Below are 21791 nucleotides of genomic sequence, written 5' to 3'. Positions count from 1 at the left end.
CCTGGCCGCGTTGCCTCACCGGAACGGAGCCGCCCCTGGGCACGGCGAAAGCCCGCGCCGCCCCTCGGGGTAGGGGAGCGGCGCGGGCGTTCGGGGGGTGCCGACGGGTCAGTTCTCGTCGGCCGGGACGGTCCCGAGGCGGCCGGCCTGGAAGTCCTCCATGGCCTGCTGGAGTTCGCGGTGGCTGTTCATCACGAACGGGCCGTACCAGGCGAGGGGTTCGCGGATCGGCAGGCCGCCGAGGAGGACGACCTCGAAGTTGGCCGAGCGGGAGTCCTGCTTCTCGTCGGCGCGGATGGTGAGGCTGTCGCCGTCGCCGAAGACCACGGCCTGGCCCATCCGGAACGGGCGCCGCTCCTCGCCCGCCGAGCCGCTGCCCGCGAGGCCGTAGGCCAGGGCGTTGAAGTCCGGGCGCCAGGGCAGGGTGACCTGGGCGCCGGGGTTCACCGAGACGTGGATCATGGTGATCGGGGTGTGGGTGGTGCCGGGGCCCTGGTGGCCGTCGAGCTCGCCCGCGATGACCCGGACGAGGCCGCCGCCGTCGGCGGAGGCGAGCAGCTTGACGCTGCCGCCGCGGATGTCCTGGTACTTCGGCGTGATCATCTTGTCGGAGGCGGGCAGGTTCACCCAGAGCTGGAGGCCGTGGAAGACGCCGCCCGACATCACCAGCGACTCCGGCGGGGTCTCGATGTGCAGCAGGCCGGAGCCCGCGGTCATCCACTGGGTGTCGCCGTCGGTGATGACGCCGCCGCCGCCGTGCGAGTCACGGTGGATGAAGGTGCCGTCGATGATGTAGGTGACGGTCTCGAAGCCCCGGTGCGGGTGCCAGGGGGTGCCCTTGGGCTCGCCCGCCTGGTAGTCCACCTCGCCCATCTGGTCCATCATGATGAACGGGTCCAGGAACTTCTGGTTGATCTTGGCGAAGGCGCGGCGGACCGGGAAGCCCTCGCCCTCGAAGCCCTCGGGCGCGGTGGCGACCGTCAGCACCGGGCGGGGGGCGGTGCCCTCGGCCGGGGCGGCGATGCGCGGCAGGATCAGCGGGTTCTCGACGGTCACGGCGGGCATGTCGGCCTCCTTCGGCGGTCTGTGGCCTACGTCCACCACAGTAGTTCAACTCTCAACCACTCGCAAGGTTGAACGTTGAACTATGTGGGCGCATTCCCGCCCGGGCGGAGACGGGGAGGGCGGGGGGAGGGGGGCGGGTCAGCCGTACATGCGGCGCATGGTGAAGTCCACCATCTGCTCGACCGCGCGGGCGTCGAAGACCATCCGGTGCTCGCCCTCCATGTCGAGGGCGAAGCCGTACCCGGTGGGCAGCAGGTCGAGGACCTCGGCGCCGGTCACCGAGAAGTGCTTGGACTCCTTGCCCGCGTACCGCTTCAGCTCCTTGAGCGAGCTGAACATCGGGATCACCGGCGTCGGGGTGTTGTGCAGGGCCAGGAAGCCGGGGCGGTCGCCGCGCGGGCAGTACACCTTGGAGGTGATGAAGATGGCCTGGAAGTCCTCCACGGGCATCGCGCCGGTGGTGAAGGCGCGCACCGCGTCCGCCAGGGAGGGCGGGGAGGGCTCGGGGTAGAGCGACTGCTGGGCGGCCTGCGGGTCGCCGTACCCGGGGCCGGGCATGCCGGACATCCCCTGCTGCATCTGCTGCTGGTAGGGGTCCTGGTAGGCGCTCTGCTCGTAGCCGTACACGGGGACAAGGCTATCGGGCCGCGCCCCGCTTGGGGGCGGGTGATCCGCACAATCCCGGCCGGGGCGCCATTGTGGGACGTGACCACGTTCATAGCCCCGTCACGTCAGGGGGCTTGAACAAGTTACCAACGGGTAGCATCATGGGGCGTACTGGTGGGTAAGCGGTGCGCCGGAAGCGGCCGCCCGTGGAGCAGACGAACCGGAGAAACGGTCATGGGTCACTACAAGTCCAACCTGCGGGACGTGGAGTTCAACCTCTTCGAGGTGTTCGGCCGCGACCAGGTGTACGGCACCGGTCCGTTCGCCGAGATGGACGTCGACACCGCGAAGAACATCCTCAGCGAGATCGCCCGGCTGGCCGAGAACGACCTCGCCGCCTCGTTCGTCGACGCCGACCGCAACCCGCCGGTGTTCGACCCGGAGACCAACACCGCTCCGATCCCGGAGACCTTCAAGAAGAGCTACCAGACCTTCATGGACGCCGAGTGGTGGCGCCTGGGCATCCCGGAGGGCATCGGCGGCCAGGTCACCCCGAACTCCCTGGTCTGGGCGTACGCGGAGCAGGTGCTCGGCTCCAACCCGGCGATCTGGATGTACTCCTCCGGCCCGGCCTTCGCCGGCGTCGTCTACGACGAGGGCACCGAGGAGCAGCAGAAGGTCGCCCAGCGCATGGTCGAGCGGCTGTGGGGCGCCACCATGGTGCTGACCGAGCCGGACGCGGGCTCCGACGTGGGCGCCGGCCGCACCAAGGCGATCAAGCAGGAGGACGGCTCCTGGCACATCGAGGGCGTCAAGCGCTTCATCACCTCGGGCGAGCACGACATGTCCGAGAACATCATCCACCTGGTGCTGGCCCGCCCCGAGGGCGGCAAGCCGGGCACCAAGGGCCTGGGCCTGTACATCGTGCCGAAGTTCGACTTCGACTGGGAGACCGGCGAGCTCGGCGAGCGCAACGGCGTCTACGCCACCAACGTCGAGCACAAGATGGGCCTCAAGGCGTCCAACACCTGCGAGATGACCTTCGGCGCCAAGCACCCGGCCAAGGGCTGGCTGCTCGGCGAGACCGTCGACGGCATCCGCCAGATGTTCAAGATCATCGAGTTCGCCCGGATGATGGTCGGCACGAAGGCCATCGCCACCCTGTCCACCGGCTACCTGAACGCGCTGGAGTACGCCAAGGAGCGCGTGCAGGGCGCCGACATCTCGCAGTTCATGGACAAGACCGCGCCGCGCGTCACCATCACCCACCACCCCGACGTGCGCCGCTCGCTGCTGACCCAGAAGGCGTACGCCGAGGGCATGCGCGCCCTCGTGCTGTTCACCGCCTCGGTCCAGGACGACATGCTGGCCGCCCGCCTGCGCGGCGAGCACGACGCCGCCGCCGAGCGCCTGAACGACCTGCTGCTGCCGATCGTGAAGGGCTACGGCTCGGAGAAGTCCTACGAGCAGCTCGCCCAGTCGCTGCAGACCTTCGGCGGCTCCGGCTACCTGCAGGAGTACCCGATCGAGCAGTACATCCGGGACGCCAAGATCGACACCCTGTACGAGGGCACCACCGCCATCCAGGGCCAGGACTTCTTCTTCCGGAAGATCGTCAAGGACGGCGGCCAGGCGCTGACCGCGGTCAACGAGCAGATCGCCAAGTTCCTCGCCACCGGCGAGGGCGGCGCCGAGCTGGCCGCCGAGCGCGACCTGCTGGCCAAGGCCGCGGGCGACCTGGAGGCCATCGTCGGCAAGCTGATCGCCGACCTGACCGCGGTCGAGCAGGACGTCAAGAACATGTACAAGGTGGGCCAGAACACCACCCGCCTGCTGATGGTCTCCGGCGACGTGGTGGTCGGCTGGCTGCTGCTGCGCCAGGCCGCGGTCGCCCTCGCCAAGCTGGAGGCCGGCGCCTCCGAGAAGGACGTCCCGTTCTACCGGGGCAAGGTCGCCGCCGCCAAGCACTTCGCCCGCACCGTGCTGCCGACCACCGCCGCGCAGCGCCAGATCGCCGAGGCCGTCGACAACGAGCTGATGGAGCTGGCCGAGGAGGCGTTCTGACCCGGCGCGGCCCCCACAGGACCGCCTGACCCACCCTCACCCCGCGGGGCCCGGTACTGCACCGGGCCCCGCGGCGTCGTACCGGGCCCGCCCCGCCCGGCTCCGGGGGCGGGCGCACCGCGCCGGGTCGCGCGGTGTTCACCGTTGTGTCACCGTTGCGGACTTCCGGCGGTCCTGTCCGTGTACGGGCATATGCTCAGGGGGCGGACCCGCAACCCCACCAGGCCCGCCCCGCCCTCTACCCAGGAGCAAAATGTCGACCGCCGCCCGCACGGCCCACTTCGACCGGAAGCACACGGACGACCTGATCGCCTTCCTCGCCTCCTCCCCGTCCCCGTACCACGCGGTGGCGAGCGCGGCCGAGCGGCTGGAGCGGGTCGGCTTCCGCCGGGTCAGCGAGACGGACGCCTGGGACGGCGGCAGCGGGGGCCGCTACCTGGTGCGCGGCGGCGCGATGGTCGCCTGGTACGTGCCGGAGAACGCGACGGCGGCGACGCCCTACCGGGTGGCCGGCACGCACACCGACTCGCCGAACCTGCGGGTCAAGCCGGTGCCCGACACCAGCTCGGCCGGCTGGCGGCAGGTCGCGGTGGAGATCTACGGCGGCGTCCCGCTCAACACCTGGCTCGACCGGGACCTGGGGCTGTCCGGCCGGCTCGCGCTGCGCGACGGCAGCACCCGGCTGGTGCACCTGGACGAGCCGCTGCTGCGCATCCCCCAGCTCGCCATCCACCTCGACCGCGGGGTCAACGACGGCCTCAAGCTCGACCGCCAGCGCCACCTGACGCCGGTCTGGGGCATCGGCGGCACCAGCGAGGGCGCCCTGCTGGAGTACGTCGCGCAGAAGGCCGGCCTGGCCGCCGCCGACGTCGCCGGGTGGGACCTGATGGCGCACGACATCCAGCCGCCCGCCTACCTCGGCCGCGACCGCGAGCTGCTGGCCGGGCCGCGGCTGGACAACCAGCTGTCCGTGCACGCCGCCACCGCCGCGCTGGCCGCCGTCGCCGAGGCGGGCGGCGAGCTGCCGTACATCCCGGTGATGGCCGCGTTCGACCACGAGGAGACCGGCAGCGAGTCCGACACCGGCGCGCAGGGCCCGCTGCTGGGCAACGTGCTGGAGCGCTCCTGCCACGCCCGCGGCGGCGGCTTCGAGGACCGCGCCCGCGCGCTGGCCGGCACCGTCTGCCTCTCCTCCGACATGGGCCACGCCGTGCACCCGAACTACACCGAGCGGCACGAGCCCGGCCACCACCCGATGCCCAACGGCGGCCCGATCCTCAAGGTCAACGTCAACAACCGGTACGCCACCGACGGGGTCGGCCGGGCGGTGTTCGCCGCCGCCTGCGAGAAGGCCGGCGTGCCGTGGCAGTCCTTCGTCTCCAACAACGCGATGCCCTGCGGCACCACGATCGGCCCGATCACCGCGGCCCGGCTCGGCATCACCACGGTGGACTGCGGCATCGCCGCGCTGTCCATGCACTCCGCCCGCGAGCTGTGCGGCGCGGAGGACCCGCACTACCTGGCGAGCGCGATCAAGGCCTTCCTGGAGGGCTGAACGACCTCCCGGACGACGGGGGCGGGCCCGCGGGCCCGCCCCCGTCCGCGTCTCACTCCATCCCGGCCAGCACCAGCGGCAGCCGGCTCGCGCCGCCCGCCACCAGCTTCACCGGCACGCCCCAGTCCTGCTGGTGCACGTGGCAGGCCGGGTACTCGACCTCCGGGTCGTCGTCGCAGGACGCCGCCATCGCCGAGACGTGCAGCACGCCCTCGGCGACCTCGGCGGAGAGCACCAGCTCGCGGCTGAGCGCGCTGTCCGCGCCCGCGCCGGAGACCAGCAGCTCGGGCGGGGTCGAGCTGACCAGCAGCCGGGTCGACGGGCCGTAGCGCTCGTCCAGCTTCTGGCCGGTCGGCGCGGAGAACACCACGTCCAACTGCAGTGCGCCCGGGGCGACCTCGGTCGCGGCCCGCTGCGTGCGGTGCGCCACCGCCTCGACCCGGACGGCCTCCTCGGGCAGCCGCAGCCTGGTCAGCCGGTGCCGGGCCGACTCCACCACCACGATGTCGCCGTCCACCACCACCGCGCCGGACGGCTCGCGCAGGTCGGTGGCCAGCGTGCTGACCTCGCCGGACGCCGGGTCGTAGCGGCGCAGCGCGTGGTTGTAGGTGTCGCTGACCGCCACCGAGCCGTCCGGCAGCACGGTCACGCCCAACGGGTGCTGCAGCAGCGCCTGTTCGGCGGCGCCGTCGCGGTGGCCGAAGTCGAACAGGCCGGTGCCGACGGCGGTGCGCACCTCGTGGGTCCCACGGGAGACCCAGCGCAGCGCGGAGGTCTCCGAGTCGGCCACCCACAGCCGCTCGCCGTCCGCGGACACCGCCAGGCCGGAGGGCTGGGCGAACCAGGCCTGGTCGGCCGGGCCGTCCACCAGGCCCTCGTTGGTGGTGCCGGCCGCGACCTCCACCGTCCCCGTCGCCGGGTCGAAGGACCACAGCTGGTGCACGCCCGCCATCGCGATCCACACCCGGCCGTCGAAGAACGCGACGTCCCACGGCGAGGACAGGTCGACCCCGCGGGCCGGACCGGCGGTCGGCGAGCCCTGCCACCACTGCTTGCCGGTGCCCGCCAGCGTGGTCACCGAGCCGTCGGCGAGCCGCACCCCGCGCAGCGCGTGGTTCACCGTGTCGGCCACCACCACGTCGTAGCCCAGGTCGAGCCCCTCCGGCACCAGCGCCAGACCCTGCGGCTCGCTGAACCGCGGCTCGGCGCCGTCCACCAGCCCGCGCACCCCGTCGCCGATCCGCCGCACCACCCGCTCGCCGTCCGCGTCCAGCTCCACCAGGGCGTGGTGCCCCGAGTCGGCGACCAGGTAGTGGCCGTCCGGCAGCCACACCGCCTTCCCCGGGAAGCGCAGGTCGCCCGCCTGCGGCTCGGGCGCCACGTACGGCCCGTCGCCGCGCCGCAGCGTCCCCTTCGCCGCGTGCTCGGCCTCCAGCTCCTCCACCAGCTTCGCGATCGCGTGCGCGTGCCCCTCGCCCGCGTGCTGGGCGACCACGTACCCCTCCGGGTCGATCACCACCAGCGTCGGCCAGGCCCGCACCGCGTACTGCTTCCACGTCACCAGCTCGGGGTCGTCCAGCACGGGGTGGTGCACCTCGTACCGGGCCACCGCGTCGACCACCGCCCGGTGGTCGGCCTCGTGGACGAACTTCGGCGAGTGCACGCCGACGATCACCACGGTGTCCCGGTGCTTCTCCTCCAACTCCCGGAGCTCGTCCAGGACGTGGAGGCAGTTGATGCAGCAGAAGGTCCAGAAGTCCGCGATCACGATCTTGCCGCGGAAGTCCACCAGGGACAGGTCCTTGCCCCCGGTGTTCAGCCATCCGCCCTTGCCCACCAGTTCGGGGGCGCGGACGCGTGCACGAGAAGTCATGACCCCAGTCAACCCCATCGCGCGGCGGCAGCATTCCGCGCGGGAGCTCGCCGGGAGCTCGACGGGAGGAGTCGGTGGTGGACGGGGAGGACCCGGCGGGGGTGGAGGAGGAGCGGCGGCGGCTGTACGCGCCGGCCGCAGCCGGGGAGGAGTGCGCCCGTCCCCCGGCCGGGGCGTGACGTCAGCGAGCGCCCCGGGCGCCTTCAGCGGGCCGGGCGGGCGCGGTGGTGCGCAGGGTGATCCGGGCCCAGGCGGTCAGGGCGAGGGCGGTCAGGGCGAGGTCCGGGGCGGGGGAGGGGTCGTCCCAGTTGCTGCGCTCGGCGGAGGCCGGGGGCAGCCAGCCGTCCGGGTCCACCAGGAGGGTCACCGTGGTGCCGAGGTCGGACGGGCCGCAGCGGGGGACGACCGGGTGCGCCAGCGGCCGTCCGTCGGTGCGTCGGACGTCGCAGGCCCAGGACGGGGCGGAGAACAGGCCGTCCGTGCGGTGTGCCCCCGTCACGGTGACCTCGGCGAGCACCCCCCGGTGGTGCCGCAGCTGGTCGGTGAGCAGCCACCCCGGCACCAGCAGCAGCGCTAACCCGCACAGCCCGGCCGCCGCCGTCCGCGCCCGGCCCGCCCGCAGCGCGGCCAGCCCGAGCAGGGAGACGGCCAGCACGGCGAGGCCCGCCGCGGCGCAGACGTCCTCGTGGCCCGCGCCGGTGCTCAGCAGGCCCAGGCCGATCAGGACGGGCGGGGAGGCGGCGGCGAGCAGCACGCCCGTCCGGCGCCGGTGGTGCTCCGGCACCCGCGGGAACCGCATCGTCGTCTCCTGGCCGTTCGCGGTGTCGGTCCCGGTCGGGCCCTTCGTGTTCAAACTCTCCACCCGTGCAAGACGGTTCGGGACGGTGTCCGGTTCCGGGGAGCCGGGTCAGCCGAAGGTGAGCACCCAGCTGAACAGGCCGCAGAGTCCGACCGTCCCGAGCGGCACGGCGATCTGCAGGGAGAAGTCGACCACGCCCCGGACGGTGCGCCGCACCCGGCCCGGCGGCGGCTCCAGACCCAGCCGGACGGCCGCGGACCGGGAGACCCGGACCGGCTCCCCCGCCTGCTGCGCCGCGCGCACCGCCGCGCCGATCCGGGCCACCGCCCGGGCGTCGTCCAGCAGCAGGGTCACCCCCCGGCGGTCGGTGACCCACAGCCCGTCCCAGACCCGCGGGCGCCCCCACAGCCGCACCCGGCGGACCCGGGCGGGCAGGTCGAGGCGGAGGGTCCGGAGCCCGATCAGGGTCCGGGCAGTGGCCAGCCGTCCGCCCGGGCCGTGGACGACGGTGCGGCCCTCGACCGTCGACCAGAGCAGCCCCTGGAGCACGATGCCGACCAGCCCGTCCCCCAGGAAGAACAGCGCGTCCCCGGGCAGCAGGTGCGCCCGGCGCAGCGCCTCCAGCCCGACGAGGCAGAGCGCCGCCCCGAGCGCGATCACCGCCCACCCGGCCCGCAGCCGCTGGCGCGTCCGCCGGGCCGGGACGCCGTTCGCCCCGGCCCGGGCCGACAGCGCCGCGTCCCGCCGCCCGAGGGGAGCGGGCACGGGGGCGCGCCGCCCCGGCTGCGTCCGCTTCCTGCGCTGGGCTCTGCTCGTCATCGCCGCTCCCCCCGAGTACGCCGGGCGAGGCTACTGCGGGTCCGGCGGCCGCGTCCCGGGCCGCCGGGCAAAGCTTCGGCAAGCCGCGGTCTGGAGACCCCGGGCGCGGACCGCGGCGGGGGCTCTGGCACGATCGCCCGCCGTGAGGAACCTGCTGCTCCGGCGCTGGACGCTGGTGGACAAGACCTACCGGGTGCTCCTGGTCGCGGCCACGGCGGCGCTGTGCCTGCCCTACGTGGGCGGCGGCGCGGAGACGGTGCTGCCGCCCGCCGCCGGAGCCCTCGCCGGGACGTACGCCCTGCGGTGGCTGTGGGCCGGCTACCTGGCCGGGCCGGGGCGGTGGTTCGGGCTGCAGGCGGCCGGCTGGTCGTTCGGCGTCGGGAGGGTGGTGCGCGCCACGCTCGGGCGGAGCGGGCCGCGGTACCTGCGGCGGATCCCGCTGCCGGTGCTGGCCCCCGTCGCCCTCGGCGCCCGGCCCGGGAGGCCGCTGCGGCCGGGACGGCTGGTCCCCGCCCTGCTGCTGTTCCTCACGGTGGCCGTGCTGGCTTCGCAGCTGCTGGCCCTGGCGGGCGGGAGCTTCGGCCGGTCCGCCGCGGTGATGTGCCTGTTCTCGGTGGTCCGGCCGGTGCTGCTGACGGTCGCGGTCAGTGCGGTCCCCGCCCCCGAGCCGGCCCCGGCGGGCCTGCCGGAAGTGGCGGAGGTGCTGCAGCGCGACGTCGCCGAGGCCCGTCGCCTGCTGGACGCGCTGCCGGAGGGGGAGGGCCCCGACACCGGGGCGGTCGCCCTGAGCGTGCTGCTCGCCGAGGGCCGTTACCGCGAACTCGCCGACCTGGCAGTGGAGTTGGCCGCCACTGGCGTGGACCATGCCGCCCTGCTGCACGCCCGGGCGCTGGCCTACCTGGACGAGACCGGCGCCGCCACCGATGCCGACCGCGCCGCCTTCCGCGCCCAGTACGCCGCCGCCCGCCTCCTGCCGCGCGACTACCGCACCGGCACCGACCTGATCGCCCTGGACCACCTCGCCAACGGCCGCACCGGACCGGCCGTCGACGAGGCCCGTTCGGCGGCCGCCGTCGCCAGCCCTCCGCTGCGCCGCAGCATGGCGTACGCGACGCTGGCGCTGGCCCTGCACCGGGCGGGCCGGGCCGAGGAGGCCCGCACCGCGCTGGCCGCGGCCCGCAGGACCGGCCCGGCGAGCGCCCGGCTGGAGTTCCTGACCGGACTGCTCGGCGAAGCCGAAGCCGAAGCCGAAACCGCAGACGCCTGACCGGCAACCCGCCCGCTACCCCGCTGCCCCGCTACCCCTCTGCTCTGCCGCCTCCGCCGCGCAGGCGCGGACCAGGGCGAGGGCCGCGTCCAGTCGGCCGTGGTCCGCGGCGTCGAGCGCCGGGTCGGCGGCGCGGCGCTCGCGGGCGGCGGCGAGGTGGTGGGCGGTGAGCGGGGGGAGGCCGCGCAGCAGGGGGACCAGGACGGCGGTGGCGGCCTCGGCGTACGCGGGCGGCATGCCGAGCAGGGCCTGGGCGAGTACGAGGGCGCTCATCGCGCCGTCCAGGCCGGGGTCGCCCTCGGCGGCGTTGGCCCAGTCGATGACGACCGGCCCGCGGGCGGTGAGCAGGACGTTCTCGGGGTGCAGGTCGAGGTGGAGCAGCCGGTCGCCGGGCCGGGCGGCGGTGCGCGGCGGGACGGCGTGCAGGCGGCGCAGCAGGTCGGCGAGCATCCGTCCGGCGGCGTCGGGCGCGAGCGTGCCGGTGATGACGGCCTGCGCCAGGGTGGGGCCGTCCAGCCGTTCCATCAGCAGGTCCGTGGACCGTTCGCCGGGCCACGCCGCGGGCACCGGGTAGCCGTGCCCGGCGAGGTGCGCCATGAGTTCGGCCTCGCCGCGGGCGTCGGCCCCGGTGCGGTAGCGGCGCAGCACCCGGCCGTCGGGCAGCGCGAAGACGTCGGCGGTCCGACCGGCGCCGAGCAGTTCGCCGGGCGGTTCGCCGAGCAGTTCGCCGAGTGGTGCGTCGTGGACACCGTCGAGCACGTGCTTCCTCCGTTCTCCGTACCGCCAGCCGCCAGCCGCTAGTACGCCCCGGGGGCGGCCCCGGTTCCGCGCCGGAAACCCGGGTGACGCCCGGCCGCCGCCCGCGCGACAATGGCCGGATGATCGCGTACGTACCGGAGGGTGACACCGAAGTTCCGCCCGCCGTCGTCGAGTTGGCCGCCGGAGAGCCGATCGTCGCGGTGTGGCGCAACGTGCTGGACGGCCTGACGTTCCGGTTGGGGGACGGGCCGGGGCGGCGGTTCGTGAAGTGGGCGCCGTCCGGCAGCCCGGCGGACCTGGCGGCGGAGGCCGAACGGCTGGGCTGGGCGCGGCGGTTCACCACCGTCCCGGAGGTGCTGGGGCTGGGCGGCGACGAGCGCGGCAGCTGGCTGCTGACGGCCGGCCTGCCGGGGCGTTCGGCCGTCGACGAGGCGTTCGGGCGGGATCCGGCGACGGCGGTGCGGGCCGTCGGTGAGGGCCTGCGGGCCTTCCACGAGGCGCTGCCGGTCGCGGAGTGCCCGTACGACTGGTCGGCGCCGGGCCGGGTCGCCCGGGCGGTCGCGCTGCGCCGCGACCCGGCCGACTGGCACGAGGACGTGCGCCACCACGGCACGGTGGACCGGGCGCTGGCGGTGCTCGCCGACCCGCCGCCGGTCGACGTCGAGGTGGTCTGCCACGGCGACGCCTGCGCGCCCAACACCCTGGTCGGCGACGACGGCCGCTTCTCGGGCCACGTCGACCTGGGCGCCCTGGGCACCGCCGACCGCTGGGCGGACCTGGCGGTGGCCTCCTGGAGCACGGTGTGGAACTACGGCCTGGGCTGGGAGCGTCCCCTGCTGGAGGCGTACGGCGTCGAGCCGGACGCCGAACGCCTCGCCTACTACCGCCTGTTGTGGGACCTGACGTAGGGGCCGGTGGCACCATGTCGGGTGCCGCCCGACGGCGGGCCGGCGAGCACCAGACGAGGAGTCGGGGACATGGGTCGGAAGTTCGTGGTCAAGGAGCGCCTCTTCGCGGTCGGCGACGACTACTGGGTCGAGGACGAGCACGGCGAGAAGGCGTTCCTGGTGGACGGCAAGGTGCTGCGGGTCCGCGACACCTTCGAGCTGCAGGACACCGAAGGCAACACGGTCGCCACCATCCGGGAGAAGGTGCTGACCGTCCGCGACGCGATGAAGATCGAGAACGCGGACGGGGACGTGGTCGCGACCGTCCGCAAGAAGCTGTTCACCCCGTTCCACGACAAGTACCACGTGGAGCTGGAGGGCGGCGGCGAGTACGAGGTGCACGGCGACCTGATCGACAAGGAGTACACCGTCAAGGGCGACGGCCACCGCCTCGCCGAGGTCTCCCGCAAGTGGTTCCGGATCCGCGACACCTACGGCGTGGAGGTCGAGGACGGCGTCGACGTCCCGCTGATGATCGCGATCGCGGTCTGCCTGGACCGCCTGGTCGAGCACAACGACTGAGGCACGGCCCCCGCCTCCGCCCGCCCCGTGCGCTATGTTGTGCCGGTCCTCGGCACGGGGCCGGCGAGCGGACGGGCAGGAGGGGCGGAGCGGATGGACGACATCCTTCAGCAGCTGGGCTACGCGGCGGCGTACGGTGCGGTCGGCCTGGTGCTGCTGCTGCTCGGCGTGCTGCTGGTGGACGCGCTGACGCCCGGTGAGCTGCGCCGCCAGATCTGGATCGACCGCAACCGCAACGCGGCCGTGGTGCTCAGCTCGGCGCTGCTGGCGATCGGCGCGATCGTGTTCACCGCGGTGGTGTCGACCTACCAGGAGTTCGTGAAGGGCCTGGTCGCGGCCGCCGTGTTCGGCCTGTTCGGCCTGCTGCTGATGGCGGTCTCGTTCTGGGTGCTGGACCTGGTCACGCCCGGCCGGCTCGGCGAGCTGCTGGTCGACCCCGAGCCGCACCCGGCGGTCTGGGTGACCGCCTCCACCAACCTGGCCGTGGCGGCGATCGTCTCCGCCGCCATCTACTGACCCCCGGTCCTCAGCCGGCCGCCAGCCGCCCGGCCAGCCGGGCCTTGGCGGCGGGCCACTCGTCGGCCAGCATCGAGAAGTACACGCTGTCGCGCCAGCTGCCGTCCGGCCGCCGCTTGGCGCGCCGGAAGGTGCCCTCGTAGGAGGCGCCGAGCCGCCGGATCGCGTTCTGCGAGCGCTCGTTGAGGTGGTCGGTCTTCCAGCAGACCCGGCCCATGCCGAGGTCCTCGAAGGCGTGCGCGAGCAGCAGCAGCTTGGCCTCGGTGTTGACCGCCGTGCGCCACACCGCGCGGCCGTACCAGGTGCCGCCGATCTCCAGCTGCTCCTCCTCGGCACTGGCGTCGAAGTAGCAGCTCACCCCGACCGCCCGCCCGCTCCCCACCGCCACCACCGCGAACGGCGTGCAGGTCCGGTCGGCGAGCCGGTCGTCGATGACCTCCGCCATCTCCGCCTCGGTGCGCGGCACGGGCACCGGGATCCACCGCCACACCTCCTCGTCCCCGCCGCCGGCCGCGAACAGGTCGGGCACGTGGGCGCGGGTGAGCGGCTCCAGCCGGACGTGGCGGCCGGTGAGGACGACGGGTGCGGGCAGCTTCGCGGTCATGCGCCCCACCGTAGGGCCTCATTGCACCAGTAGCAAGCGATATATGCACTAGTGCAAACCTTCCCGGGCATGCGGAAGGCCCGGCACCCCTGCAGCAGGGGTGCCGGGCCTTCCGCGGGCGCCTTCCGGGCCTACAGGAAGGAGTTGATTTCGATGGTCTCGGTCCGGCCGGGGCCGACGCCGATCGCCGAGATCGGGGCGCCGGACATCTCCTCCAGCGCCTTCACGTACGCCTGCGCGTTCTTCGGCAGCTCGGCGAAGGTCTTCGCCTTCGAGATGTCCTCGCTCCAGCCGGGCAGGTTCTCGTAGATCGGCTTCGCGTGGTGGAAGTCCGACTGGTTGTACGGGAGTTCCTCGACCCGCTGCCCGTCGATCTCGTACGCGACGCAGACCGGGATCTGCTCCCAGCCGGTCAGCACGTCCAGCTTGGTGAGGAAGAAGTCGGTCAGGCCGTTGACCCGGGTCGCGTAGCGGGCGATCACCGCGTCGAACCAGCCGCAGCGCCGGTCGCGGCCGGTGGTGACGCCGCGCTCGCCGCCGATCCGGCGCAGCGCGTCGCCGTCGGCGTCCAGCAGCTCGGTCGGGAACGGGCCCGAGCCGACGCGGGTGGTGTACGCCTTGAGGATGCCGATGACCCGGTCGATCTTGGTCGGGCCGATGCCGGAGCCGGTGCAGGCGCCGCCGGAGGTCGGGTTCGACGAGGTGACGAACGGGTACGTGCCGTGGTCCACGTCCAGCAGGGTGCCCTGGCCGCCCTCCAGCAGGACGACCTTGTTCGCCTTCAGCGCCTCGTCCAGGACGAGGGTGGTGTCGGCCAGGTACGGCTTGATCTTGTCCGCGTAGCCCAGGTACTCCTCGAGCACCAGTTCGGCCGGGATCGCGCGCCGGTTGTAGAGCTTCACCAGCAGCTGGTTCTTGTCGTGCAGCGCGGCTTCGATCTTCTGGCGCAGGATCGACTCGTCGAACAGGTCCTGGACCCGGATGCCGACGCGGTTGATCTTGTCGGCGTAGGCGGGGCCGATGCCGCGGCCGGTGGTGCCGATCCGGCGCTTGCCGAGGAAGCGCTCGGTGACCTTGTCCAGCGTCCGGTGGTACGGGGTGATCAGGTGCGCGTTGCCGGAGATCAGCAGCTTCGAGGTGTCGATGCCGCGCTCGTCCAGGCCCTTGAGCTCGGAGAGCAGCACGCCCGGGTCGATCACGACGCCGTTGCCGATCACCGGCACGACGTTGGGGCTGAGGATGCCGGAGGGCAGCAGGTGCAGGGCGTACTTCTGGTCGCCGATGACCACCGTGTGACCGGCGTTGTTGCCGCCCTGGTAGCGGACGACGTAGTCGACGGAGCCGCCGAGGAGGTCGGTGGCCTTCCCCTTGCCCTCGTCTCCCCACTGGGCACCAACGAGCACGAGTGCCGGCACAGGCGTACACCCCTTCCGGTTGGGGCATCCTGCGTAGACCGCAGTCTGGCCCGAGATGGACGAAGCCCCTAGCGCAATGGCGCAAGGGGCTCTTGCACCGAGAGATTACCTGAGGAAGGACCGGTCGTGTCGTCGCTGTCCACGCCCGTATCCCGCCCCCCGGACGACACCGGGGGCCCCGGGCCGCTGCTGGTGCTGCTCGACCCCTCGGCGCGGGAGGCCGACGGCGAGTCGGTGCGGATCGCCAAGGACGTGCTGTGCGGCGGCGCCGACGTGAAGGTCGCGCTGCCGGAGAGCCCGTCCGAGCTGGACCGGGTGCTGGCGCACCGGGGGCGGCGGCGGGCCGTGGTGATCGGGTCCGACCAGGCGCTGCAGCGGGTGCTGCAGGCCCTGCACCGGCAGCGCGAGCTGGACGCCGACCCGGTGGGCCTCGTCCCGGTCGGCGGCCCGGTGGCCACCGCCACCGCCCGGCTGCTCGGGGTGCCCGCCGAGCCGGTCGCGGCGGCCCGGGCCGTGCTGGGCGGCACCGCCCGGCGCCTGGACCTGCTGCTGGACGACGGCGGCGGCGTGGTGCTGGCCGAGGTGCGCTTCACCGGGCCGCGCCAGGGCCGGACGGGTGGTTGGCGTTCGCTATGGGCGAAACTGGCTGCGGCCGAGCAGGCGAGCCCCTCCGGCCCGGAGGAACTGCGGATCGAGGCGGACGGCCGCCTGCTGGCCGACGTCCACCAGCGGGTCCGCCACCTGCGGGTGGCGATGGTCGACGGCGCGATGGAGCTCGCCCTGGACCTCGACGGCCGCCCGCAGCGCCACCGGGCCGGCCTGCTCACCGTCGCCGGGCGCGACTTCGGCTACGAGGCCGACGGCTGCCCGGTCGGCCCGGTCCGGCACCGCACCTGGACGGTCCGCCCCGCCTCCTGGCGGCTGCTGCTGCCCGCCGCCTGAGCGCCCGCGACCGCTCCCGGTCACCCAGGGTGAGCAGGCTCACGTTCGCCCGCCCGTCCACCGTGCGAAGGCCCGATGACAAGGGCGTGAAGGCGGCCACCCCGCGGGCGGAAAACTGGTAAGAGGCGGTATCTACGCGCGTACCAGCAGGCTGCCATCAGGCCGTTCGCCCAGGCTGCCCTAGACTCGGAGACGTGCCACGTGGTGACGGACGACTCAACCACGACCTCCTCCCCGGCGAGAAGGGCCCCCAGGACGCTTGCGGCGTCTTCGGTGTCTGGGCTCCCGGCGAAGAGGTCGCGAAGCTCACGTACTTCGGCCTCTATGCCCTGCAGCACCGCGGACAGGAATCCGCGGGCATCGCAGTGAGCAACGGCTCCCAGATTCTCGTCTTCAAGGACATGGGACTCGTCTCCCAGGTCTTCGACGAGACCTCCCTGGGGTCGCTGCACGGGCATATCGCCGTCGGACATGCCCGCTACTCGACCACCGGGTCCTCGGTCTGGGAGAACGCCCAGCCGACCTTCCGCGCGACCGTCCACGGTTCGCTGGCCCTCGGCCACAACGGAAACCTGGTCAACACCGCCGAACTCGCGGCGATGGTCGCCGAACTGCCGGGCGAGGAGCACGTCTCCCGCTCCGGCCGGACCGCGGCCACCAACGACACCGACCTGCTGACCGCCCTGCTGGCCGGCCACCCGGACCTGACGATCGAGGAGACGGCCCGCAAGGTGCTGCCCGGCGTCAAGGGCGCCTTCTCGCTGGTCTTCATGGACGAGCACACGCTCTACGCCGCCCGCGACCCGCAGGGCATCCGCCCGCTGGTGCTCGGCCGGATCGAGCGCGGCTGGGTGGTGGCCTCGGAGACCTCCGCCCTCGACATCGTCGGCGCCAGCTTCATCCGCGAGGTCGAGCCCGGCGAGCTGATCGCCATCGACGAGAACGGCATGCGCACCTCGCGCTTCGCCGAGGCCAAGCCCAAGGGCTGCGTCTTCGAGTACGTCTACCTGGCCCGCCCGGACACCACCATCTCCGGCCGCAACGTGCACCTCTCCCGGGTGGAGATGGGCCGCAGGCTGGCCGCGGAGTCCCCGGTCGAGGCCGACCTGGTGATAGCGACCCCGGAGTCCGGCACCCCCGCCGCGATCGGCTACGCCGAGGCCAGCGGCATCCCGTTCGGCTCCGGCCTGGTGAAGAACGCCTACGTGGGCCGCACCTTCATCCAGCCGAACCAGACCATCCGCCAGCTCGGCATCCGGCTCAAGCTGAACCCGCTCAAGGAGGTCATCCGGGGCAAGCGCCTGGTGGTCGTGGACGACTCGATCGTCCGCGGCAACACCCAGCGCGCACTGGTCCGGATGCTGCGCGAGGCCGGAGCGGCCGAGGTCCACATCCGGATCTCCTCGCCGCCGGTGAAGTGGCCGTGCTTCTTCGGCATCGACTTCGCCACCCGCGCCGAGCTGATCGCCAACGGCCTGTCGGTCGACGAGATCGGCCGCTCGCTGGGCGCCGACTCGCTGGCCTACATCTCCATCGACGGGATGATCGAGGCCACCAAGCAGCCCAAGGACCAGCTCTGCCGGGCCTGCTTCGACGGCGAGTACCCGATGGAGCTGCCCGACCCGGCGCTGCTCGGCAAGCTCCTGCTCGAAGCGGAGATCGCCGGCGGCCAGGCCAAGCAGCCCGTCCGCGGCAGCAAGCAGACCAGCGACCTCGACGGCGTGCAGTCGCTGCTGGGCGGCGCCGGCGCGGCGGACGCGCTGCGACGCCCGTAACCGTGCGCACCGCCCCCGGCCCGGGTGCCGGGGGCGGCGGTACCACCACTTCGAAAGGGCCACACCAGGTGACCAGCAACGAGACCGGGGCGACCTACGCCGCCGCGGGTGTCGACATCGAGGCCGGCGACCGCGCCGTCGAGCTGATGAAGCAGTGGGTGAAGAAGAGCAACCGGCCCGAGGTGGTCGGCGGGCTCGGCGGCTTCGCCGGACTGTTCGACGCCTCCGCCTTCAAGCGCTACGAGCGCCCGCTGCTGGCCACCGCCACCGACGGCGTCGGCACCAAGGTCGCCATCGCCCAGGCCATGGACAAGCACGACACCATCGGCCACGACCTGGTCGCCATGGTCGTCGACGACCTGGTGGTGTGCGGCGCCGAGCCGCTGTTCATGACCGACTACATCTGCGTCGGCAAGGTCGTCCCGGAGCGGGTCGCCGCGATCGTCAAGGGCATCGCCGAGGGCTGCACGCTGGCCGGCTGCGCGCTGGTCGGCGGCGAGACCGCCGAGCACCCGGGCCTGCTCGGCCCGGACGAGTACGACGTCGCGGGCGCGGGCACCGGCGTGGTCGAGGCCGACGCGCTGCTGGGCCCGGACCGGGTCCGCGCGGGCGACGTGGTGATCGCGATGGCCGCCTCCGGCCTGCACTCCAACGGCTACTCGCTGGTCCGGCACGTGCTGCTGAACCAGGCCGGCTGGTCGCTGGACCGCCGGGTCGAGGAGTTCGGCCGCACCCTCGGCGAGGAACTCCTGGAGCCGACCAGGATCTACTCGCTGGACTGCCTGGCGCTGACCCGCGCCACCGAGGTCCACGCCTTCTCGCACGTCACCGGCGGCGGCCTGGCCGCCAACCTGGCCCGGGTCATCCCGGACGGCCTGCACGCCCGCCTGGACCGCGGCACCTGGACGCCGCTGCCGGTCTTCCGCACCGTCGCCGAGGTCGGCGCGATGCAGACCCTGGAGATCGAGAAGACCCTGAACATGGGCGTCGGCATGGTCGCCGTCGTCCCGCCGGAGTCGGTCGACACCGTGCTCGCCGTCCTGGAGGACCGCGACGTGGAGGCCTGGCTGCTCGGCGACGTGGTCGAGCGCACCGACGGGCACGAGGGCGGCGCCGCGCTGTACAACGCCTACGAGGCGTTCTGAGCCGAGGCACGTCGAGGGGCCCCGTCGCGCTGCGGCGGGGCCCTTCGCGTCCGTCCTCCGGCCGACGCCCCGTGCGGGGACGCCGAAAACCGGCCCGGCGCTCACGGGGAGCGCTCGGACCGGCCCGGTCGGAGAACGTCAGGCGCGGCGACGAGCCGGAGGGGTGTCCTCGTCGTCATCGTCGTCGTCGTTGTACCTGTCGGCGTACGCCGCGTAGGGGTCGTCCTCGTCGTCGTCCTCGATCGGTTCAGGCTCGATCGCGGTGGACGGAGATACACCCAGCTCGTGAGACAGACGGTTAGCGTCGAACCCGCCGCTGTTGTACTTCAGCTCGCGGGCGACCTTCGTCTGCTTGGCCTTGGCCCGGCCGCGCCCCATGGGTCGACCCCCTCAACGGTGGGGCTCACGGCCCCGAGTCTGACACGTGTTGATGATCAGGTCCGGCCTGCCCGAAGTGGGAAACCGTCCCTTGGAGCATTAACGGTACCTGTTTCCGCCGCCGGACGGTACGTCGCCGGTGTGACGTGGCGCGCACCCTCGCCCCCCCGAACCGGGTCCGCCCAGGTCAGAGGGGAATTACGCGGCTTTCGCAGGCTGTCCGGCACGTGGCCGGACCCGTCGTTCCTGCAGAGATTATCCCCCGAAGGGGGCGCGGCATCGCCCGATCGGGGGACGGACTGAGAATCCGGTTCCACATCGTGATGCGCGGGGCCGGGCGGTGCCGGCCCCGCGCGCACGGGCGGTCGCGGGTCAGCCCCGGCGGGCCGCCGGGAGCAGCACCGAGCGGAGCGCGCCGATCTCCCGCATCCGCTTCTCGGCGAGCCGGTCGGCGGCCACCGCCGGGGGCACGCCGTCGGCGGCGGCGCGGGTGAAGATCTCCAGCGTGGTGTCGAAGATCTTCGTCGCCTTGTTCTTCGCCCGGTCGAAGTTGAAGCCCTCGATCTCGTCGGCGACCTGGATCACGCCGCCGGAGTTCACCAGGTAGTCGGGGGCGTAGAGGATGCCGCGGTCGGCGAGGTCCTTCTCGACGCCGGGGTGGGCGAGCTGGTTGTTGGCCGCGCCGCAGACGATCGCGGTGCCGGCCGCGCCGAGCGCCGCGACGGTCTCGTCGGTGAGCGCGCCGCCGAGCGCGCACGGGGCGTAGACGTCCAGTGCGGCGTTCAGCAGGGCGGCGGTGTCGGCCACCACCTCGACCTCCGGGTGGGCGGCCCGGACGCGGTTCACGGCGGCCTCGGAGACGTCCGTGACGACCACGGTGGCGCCGTCCTCCAGCAGGTGGCCGACCAGGTAGTGGCCGACCTTGCCGACGCCCGCCACGCCGACCCGCCGGCCGCGCAGGGTCGGCTGGCCCCAGCGGGCCCGGGCGGAGGCGCGCATGCCCTGGAAGACGCCGAAGGCGGTGAGGACGGAGGAGTCCCCGGCGCCGCCGTGCTCGGGCGAGCGGCCGGTGACGAACTCGGTCTCCCGGGCCACCACGTCCATGTCCTGGACGTAGGTGCCCACGTCGCAGGCGGTGACGTAGCGGCCGCGCAGGGACTGCACGAAGCGCCCGTAGGCGCGCAGCATCGCCTCGTTCTTGTCCTTGCCCGGGTCGCCGATGATGACGGCCTTGCCGCCGCCGAGGTCGAGCCCGGCGAGGGCGTTCTTGTAGCTCATCCCGCGCGAGAGGTTCAGCGCGTCCTGCAGCGCCTCCTCCTCGGTCGCGTACGGGAAGAAGCGGGTGCCGCCCAGGGCGGGGCCGAGGGCGGTGGAGTGGATGGCGATGATCGCCTTGAGGCCGGTGGAGCGGTCGTGGCAGAGCACGACCTGCTCGTGCCCCTCGCCGTCCGGGTCGGTGCCGAAGACTCGGCCCAGCACGCCTGGTGCGGGGTGCGTGGTGTGTACGTCGGTCACTGTGGTGACTCCAGTAGGGATGGCCCGCGGCGGTGGTGCGGGCGTCTGGACAGAAGCCTAGTGCCGGGGTCGCCTTCGAATCTGCCCCCGGAGGCCCCGGAAACACAACGACCGAAGCCGTTCGCACGACACCCTGACGCCTCCCGCGGGCGCGTGCGACGATGCGGAGCGTGACCGCCTGGCGCACGACCGTGCTTCCTCCGTACACCGCGCAGCTCCGGGTCTACGAGCCGCTGGCCGCCTTCCCCGAGCCCGACCGCGCCCGCTGGCAGGCGTACGCCGCCGAGCACGGGCCCGACGCGGAGGGGCCGGGGCAGCCGGTCACCGCGGCGGCGCTGGCCGAGCAGCGGGCCGCGCTGGCCGCCCTGGCGGCCCTGACGCCCCGCCCGCTGCCCGAGAAGGAGGACGAGCGGGCGTACGTGCGGGTGCTGGACGGGGTGGTCTACGTCTGCCCGTGGACGACCCGGCTGCGCGGCTGGCTGGCCCTGCAGGAGCTGCAGCGGACGCTGCCCGCGCACCTGGTGGACACCGTGCTGCCCCCGGCCCTGCGGGCGGCCGCGGAGGCGGACCGGGCGCAGTGGCAGCTGGACCACCCGGACGCCCGGCCGTGGATCGCCACCAGCCGCTGGGAGGTGCCGCTGCGCTGGTTCCTGCCGTTCGGCGAGGAGGACCGGCAGCACGTGCCGGAGGGCGAGTACGGCTCCTCGGGGGAGGGCGAGCGGCCGGAACCGGCCGCGCTGTTCTACCTGACCTCGATGGTGCAGGCCCGCCGCCGGGTGGCCCGGGCGTACCGGGTGCTGCGGGAGCGGACGCCGGGCGGTTCGCTGGGGGACGGCGCGGAGGAGGTCGGGCGGTGGCTGGAGGAGTTCCACCCGCGCTCGCTGGTGGAGCTGGACTACGGCGGCCTGGCCCGGCTGCTGGGCCCGCAGGGGCTGGCCCGGGAGCGCTCGGTGGGCGAACTGGCGGACGGGCTGGGCTCCTTGCGGGCCGGGGACACCGGCGCGGCGCTGCGGGCCTACGAGGGGCTCACGGCACGCTGGCGGCGGGTGCTGGCGCTGCGGCAGGCGTCCTGAACCGGCCGGGGGCGGCGCGGGGGAGGCGACGGGCCGTCAGGAAATTTCCCCTGGCCGAATGTCGGTGCGAGGGGCCAGGATGGTCCGTACCATTGCCGCGGTTTCGGGACCATGGTCCCGGATCGGGTCAATCCCCATGGAACGTGATACTA

20 protein-coding genes are annotated in these 21791 nt (G+C 73.5%); 10 read left to right on the top strand and 10 right to left on the bottom strand.

Annotated elements, in window-relative coordinates:
* Positions 1-108 precede the first annotated feature (108 nt).
* Together QSK52_RS03915 and QSK52_RS03910 are read right to left on the bottom strand one after the other, a co-directional pair.
* The gene (locus QSK52_RS03915; RefSeq protein WP_285733603.1) at positions 109-1065 is read right to left on the bottom strand and encodes a pirin family protein; all 957 of its coding nucleotides are present in this window, start codon (positions 1063-1065) and stop codon (positions 109-111) included.
* Positions 1066-1203: 138 nt separating this feature from the next.
* Positions 1204-1692, bottom strand: coding sequence for an SseB family protein (locus QSK52_RS03910; RefSeq protein WP_030459265.1), 489 nt, complete (start codon positions 1690-1692; stop codon positions 1204-1206).
* A 213-nt stretch (positions 1693-1905) separates the two neighbouring features.
* Between QSK52_RS03910 and QSK52_RS03905 the strand changes: the two genes are divergently transcribed.
* Both QSK52_RS03905 and QSK52_RS03900 read left to right on the top strand, forming a co-directional pair.
* Complete coding sequence (locus QSK52_RS03905; RefSeq protein WP_285733601.1) at positions 1906-3735, top strand: acyl-CoA dehydrogenase; 1830 nt, start codon at positions 1906-1908, stop codon at positions 3733-3735.
* Between the two features lie 253 nt (positions 3736-3988).
* The gene (locus QSK52_RS03900) at positions 3989-5290 is read left to right on the top strand and encodes a M18 family aminopeptidase (RefSeq protein WP_285733599.1); all 1302 of its coding nucleotides are present in this window, start codon (positions 3989-3991) and stop codon (positions 5288-5290) included.
* A gap of 52 nt (positions 5291-5342) precedes the next feature.
* Here QSK52_RS03900 and QSK52_RS03895 read toward each other — a convergent pair whose 3' ends face one another.
* The 3 genes from QSK52_RS03895 to QSK52_RS03885 all read right to left on the bottom strand — a co-directional run bounded on the left by QSK52_RS03895 (position 5343) and on the right by QSK52_RS03885 (position 8781).
* Positions 5343-7163 (bottom strand): NHL domain-containing thioredoxin family protein, encoded by a 1821-nt coding sequence (locus tag QSK52_RS03895; RefSeq protein WP_285733597.1) that lies wholly within the window; start codon positions 7161-7163, stop codon positions 5343-5345.
* Positions 7164-7344: 181 nt separating this feature from the next.
* Positions 7345-7962, bottom strand: a complete 618-nt coding sequence (locus QSK52_RS03890) for a hypothetical protein (protein ID WP_285733595.1) — start codon at positions 7960-7962, stop codon at positions 7345-7347.
* A 108-nt stretch (positions 7963-8070) separates the two neighbouring features.
* A complete protein-coding gene (locus QSK52_RS03885; protein WP_285733593.1) occupies positions 8071-8781 on the bottom strand; it encodes a hypothetical protein in 711 nt (236 codons plus the stop codon).
* Positions 8782-8923: 142 nt separating this feature from the next.
* On the opposite strand from QSK52_RS03885, the gene QSK52_RS03880 reads away from it, so the two are divergent.
* The gene (locus tag QSK52_RS03880) at positions 8924-10048 is read left to right on the top strand and encodes a hypothetical protein (RefSeq protein WP_285733591.1); all 1125 of its coding nucleotides are present in this window, start codon (positions 8924-8926) and stop codon (positions 10046-10048) included.
* 15 nt (positions 10049-10063) lie between these two features.
* On the opposite strand, the gene QSK52_RS03875 is transcribed toward QSK52_RS03880, so the two are convergent.
* Entirely contained in the window at positions 10064-10807 is a 744-nt protein-coding gene (locus tag QSK52_RS03875) for a phosphotransferase (protein ID WP_285733589.1), read from the bottom strand.
* A gap of 119 nt (positions 10808-10926) precedes the next feature.
* On the opposite strand from QSK52_RS03875, the gene QSK52_RS03870 reads away from it, so the two are divergent.
* From QSK52_RS03870 to QSK52_RS03860, 3 genes are all read left to right on the top strand, one after another.
* Positions 10927-11715, top strand: a complete 789-nt coding sequence (locus QSK52_RS03870) for an aminoglycoside 3'-phosphotransferase (RefSeq protein ID WP_285733586.1) — start codon at positions 10927-10929, stop codon at positions 11713-11715.
* 69 nt (positions 11716-11784) lie between these two features.
* Positions 11785-12276, top strand: a complete 492-nt coding sequence (locus QSK52_RS03865) for an LURP-one-related/scramblase family protein (protein ID WP_285733584.1) — start codon at positions 11785-11787, stop codon at positions 12274-12276.
* Positions 12277-12369: 93 nt separating this feature from the next.
* Positions 12370-12792: a DUF350 domain-containing protein gene (locus QSK52_RS03860; RefSeq protein ID WP_285733582.1), complete on the top strand. Its 423-nt coding sequence runs from the start codon at positions 12370-12372 to the stop codon at positions 12790-12792.
* A gap of 10 nt (positions 12793-12802) precedes the next feature.
* Here QSK52_RS03860 and QSK52_RS03855 read toward each other — a convergent pair whose 3' ends face one another.
* Complete coding sequence (locus tag QSK52_RS03855; protein ID WP_285733580.1) at positions 12803-13396, bottom strand: GNAT family N-acetyltransferase; 594 nt, start codon at positions 13394-13396, stop codon at positions 12803-12805.
* 131 nt (positions 13397-13527) lie between these two features.
* Entirely contained in the window at positions 13528-14811 is a 1284-nt protein-coding gene (locus QSK52_RS03850) for an adenylosuccinate synthase (protein ID WP_285733578.1), read from the bottom strand.
* 126 nt (positions 14812-14937) lie between these two features.
* Here QSK52_RS03850 and QSK52_RS03845 point away from each other — a divergent pair, with 126 nt between their 5' ends.
* The 3 genes from QSK52_RS03845 (at position 14938) to purM (ending at position 18673) form a co-directional block, all read left to right on the top strand.
* Positions 14938-15753 carry a diacylglycerol kinase gene (locus tag QSK52_RS03845; RefSeq protein ID WP_352230266.1) on the top strand — a complete coding sequence of 272 codons (816 nt, stop codon included), beginning with the start codon at positions 14938-14940 and terminating at the stop codon, positions 15751-15753.
* A gap of 194 nt (positions 15754-15947) precedes the next feature.
* On the top strand, positions 15948-17528 hold the full coding sequence (purF, locus tag QSK52_RS03840) for an amidophosphoribosyltransferase (RefSeq protein ID WP_285733576.1): 1581 nt from the start codon (positions 15948-15950) through the stop codon (positions 17526-17528).
* Between the two features lie 68 nt (positions 17529-17596).
* Positions 17597-18673: a phosphoribosylformylglycinamidine cyclo-ligase gene (purM, locus tag QSK52_RS03835; protein ID WP_285733575.1), complete on the top strand. Its 1077-nt coding sequence runs from the start codon at positions 17597-17599 to the stop codon at positions 18671-18673.
* 138 nt (positions 18674-18811) lie between these two features.
* On the opposite strand, the gene QSK52_RS03830 is transcribed toward purM, so the two are convergent.
* Together QSK52_RS03830 and QSK52_RS03825 are read right to left on the bottom strand one after the other, a co-directional pair.
* Positions 18812-19051 (bottom strand): DUF3073 domain-containing protein, encoded by a 240-nt coding sequence (locus tag QSK52_RS03830; RefSeq protein ID WP_033217334.1) that lies wholly within the window; start codon positions 19049-19051, stop codon positions 18812-18814.
* Between the two features lie 372 nt (positions 19052-19423).
* Positions 19424-20566 (bottom strand): Glu/Leu/Phe/Val dehydrogenase dimerization domain-containing protein, encoded by a 1143-nt coding sequence (locus QSK52_RS03825; RefSeq protein WP_435053153.1) that lies wholly within the window; start codon positions 20564-20566, stop codon positions 19424-19426.
* 161 nt (positions 20567-20727) lie between these two features.
* Here QSK52_RS03825 and QSK52_RS03820 point away from each other — a divergent pair, with 161 nt between their 5' ends.
* The gene (locus tag QSK52_RS03820; RefSeq protein WP_435053152.1) at positions 20728-21639 is read left to right on the top strand and encodes a hypothetical protein; all 912 of its coding nucleotides are present in this window, start codon (positions 20728-20730) and stop codon (positions 21637-21639) included.
* The last annotated feature ends 152 nt before the right edge of the window (positions 21640-21791 follow it).

The sequence above is a fragment of the Kitasatospora phosalacinea genome (assembly GCF_030268885.1).
GTDB classification, from domain to species: domain Bacteria; phylum Actinomycetota; class Actinomycetes; order Streptomycetales; family Streptomycetaceae; genus Kitasatospora; species Kitasatospora phosalacinea_C.
This window is presented reverse-complemented; position numbering and strand designations above follow the sequence as displayed.

What these genes read in the sequence shown, in the direction of transcription:
- QSK52_RS03890 (WP_285733595.1), bottom strand. Translation starts at nt 7,962, where the DNA reads ATGCGGTTCCCGCGGGTGCCGGAGCACCACCGGCGCCGGACGGGCGTG.
- QSK52_RS03900 (WP_285733599.1), top strand. Translation starts at nt 3,989, where the DNA reads ATGTCGACCGCCGCCCGCACGGCCCACTTCGACCGGAAGCACACGGAC.
- QSK52_RS03865 (WP_285733584.1), top strand. Translation starts at nt 11,785, where the DNA reads ATGGGTCGGAAGTTCGTGGTCAAGGAGCGCCTCTTCGCGGTCGGCGAC.
- QSK52_RS03820 (WP_435053152.1), top strand. Translation starts at nt 20,728, where the DNA reads ATGCGGAGCGTGACCGCCTGGCGCACGACCGTGCTTCCTCCGTACACC.
- QSK52_RS03885 (WP_285733593.1), bottom strand. Translation starts at nt 8,781, where the DNA reads ATGACGAGCAGAGCCCAGCGCAGGAAGCGGACGCAGCCGGGGCGGCGC.
- QSK52_RS03870 (WP_285733586.1), top strand. Translation starts at nt 10,927, where the DNA reads ATGATCGCGTACGTACCGGAGGGTGACACCGAAGTTCCGCCCGCCGTC.
- QSK52_RS03895 (WP_285733597.1), bottom strand. Translation starts at nt 7,163, where the DNA reads ATGACTTCTCGTGCACGCGTCCGCGCCCCCGAACTGGTGGGCAAGGGC.
- QSK52_RS03905 (WP_285733601.1), top strand. Translation starts at nt 1,906, where the DNA reads ATGGGTCACTACAAGTCCAACCTGCGGGACGTGGAGTTCAACCTCTTC.
- QSK52_RS03830 (WP_033217334.1), bottom strand. Translation starts at nt 19,051, where the DNA reads ATGGGGCGCGGCCGGGCCAAGGCCAAGCAGACGAAGGTCGCCCGCGAG.
- QSK52_RS03915 (WP_285733603.1), bottom strand. Translation starts at nt 1,065, where the DNA reads ATGCCCGCCGTGACCGTCGAGAACCCGCTGATCCTGCCGCGCATCGCC.
- QSK52_RS03860 (WP_285733582.1), top strand. Translation starts at nt 12,370, where the DNA reads ATGGACGACATCCTTCAGCAGCTGGGCTACGCGGCGGCGTACGGTGCG.
- QSK52_RS03855 (WP_285733580.1), bottom strand. Translation starts at nt 13,396, where the DNA reads ATGACCGCGAAGCTGCCCGCACCCGTCGTCCTCACCGGCCGCCACGTC.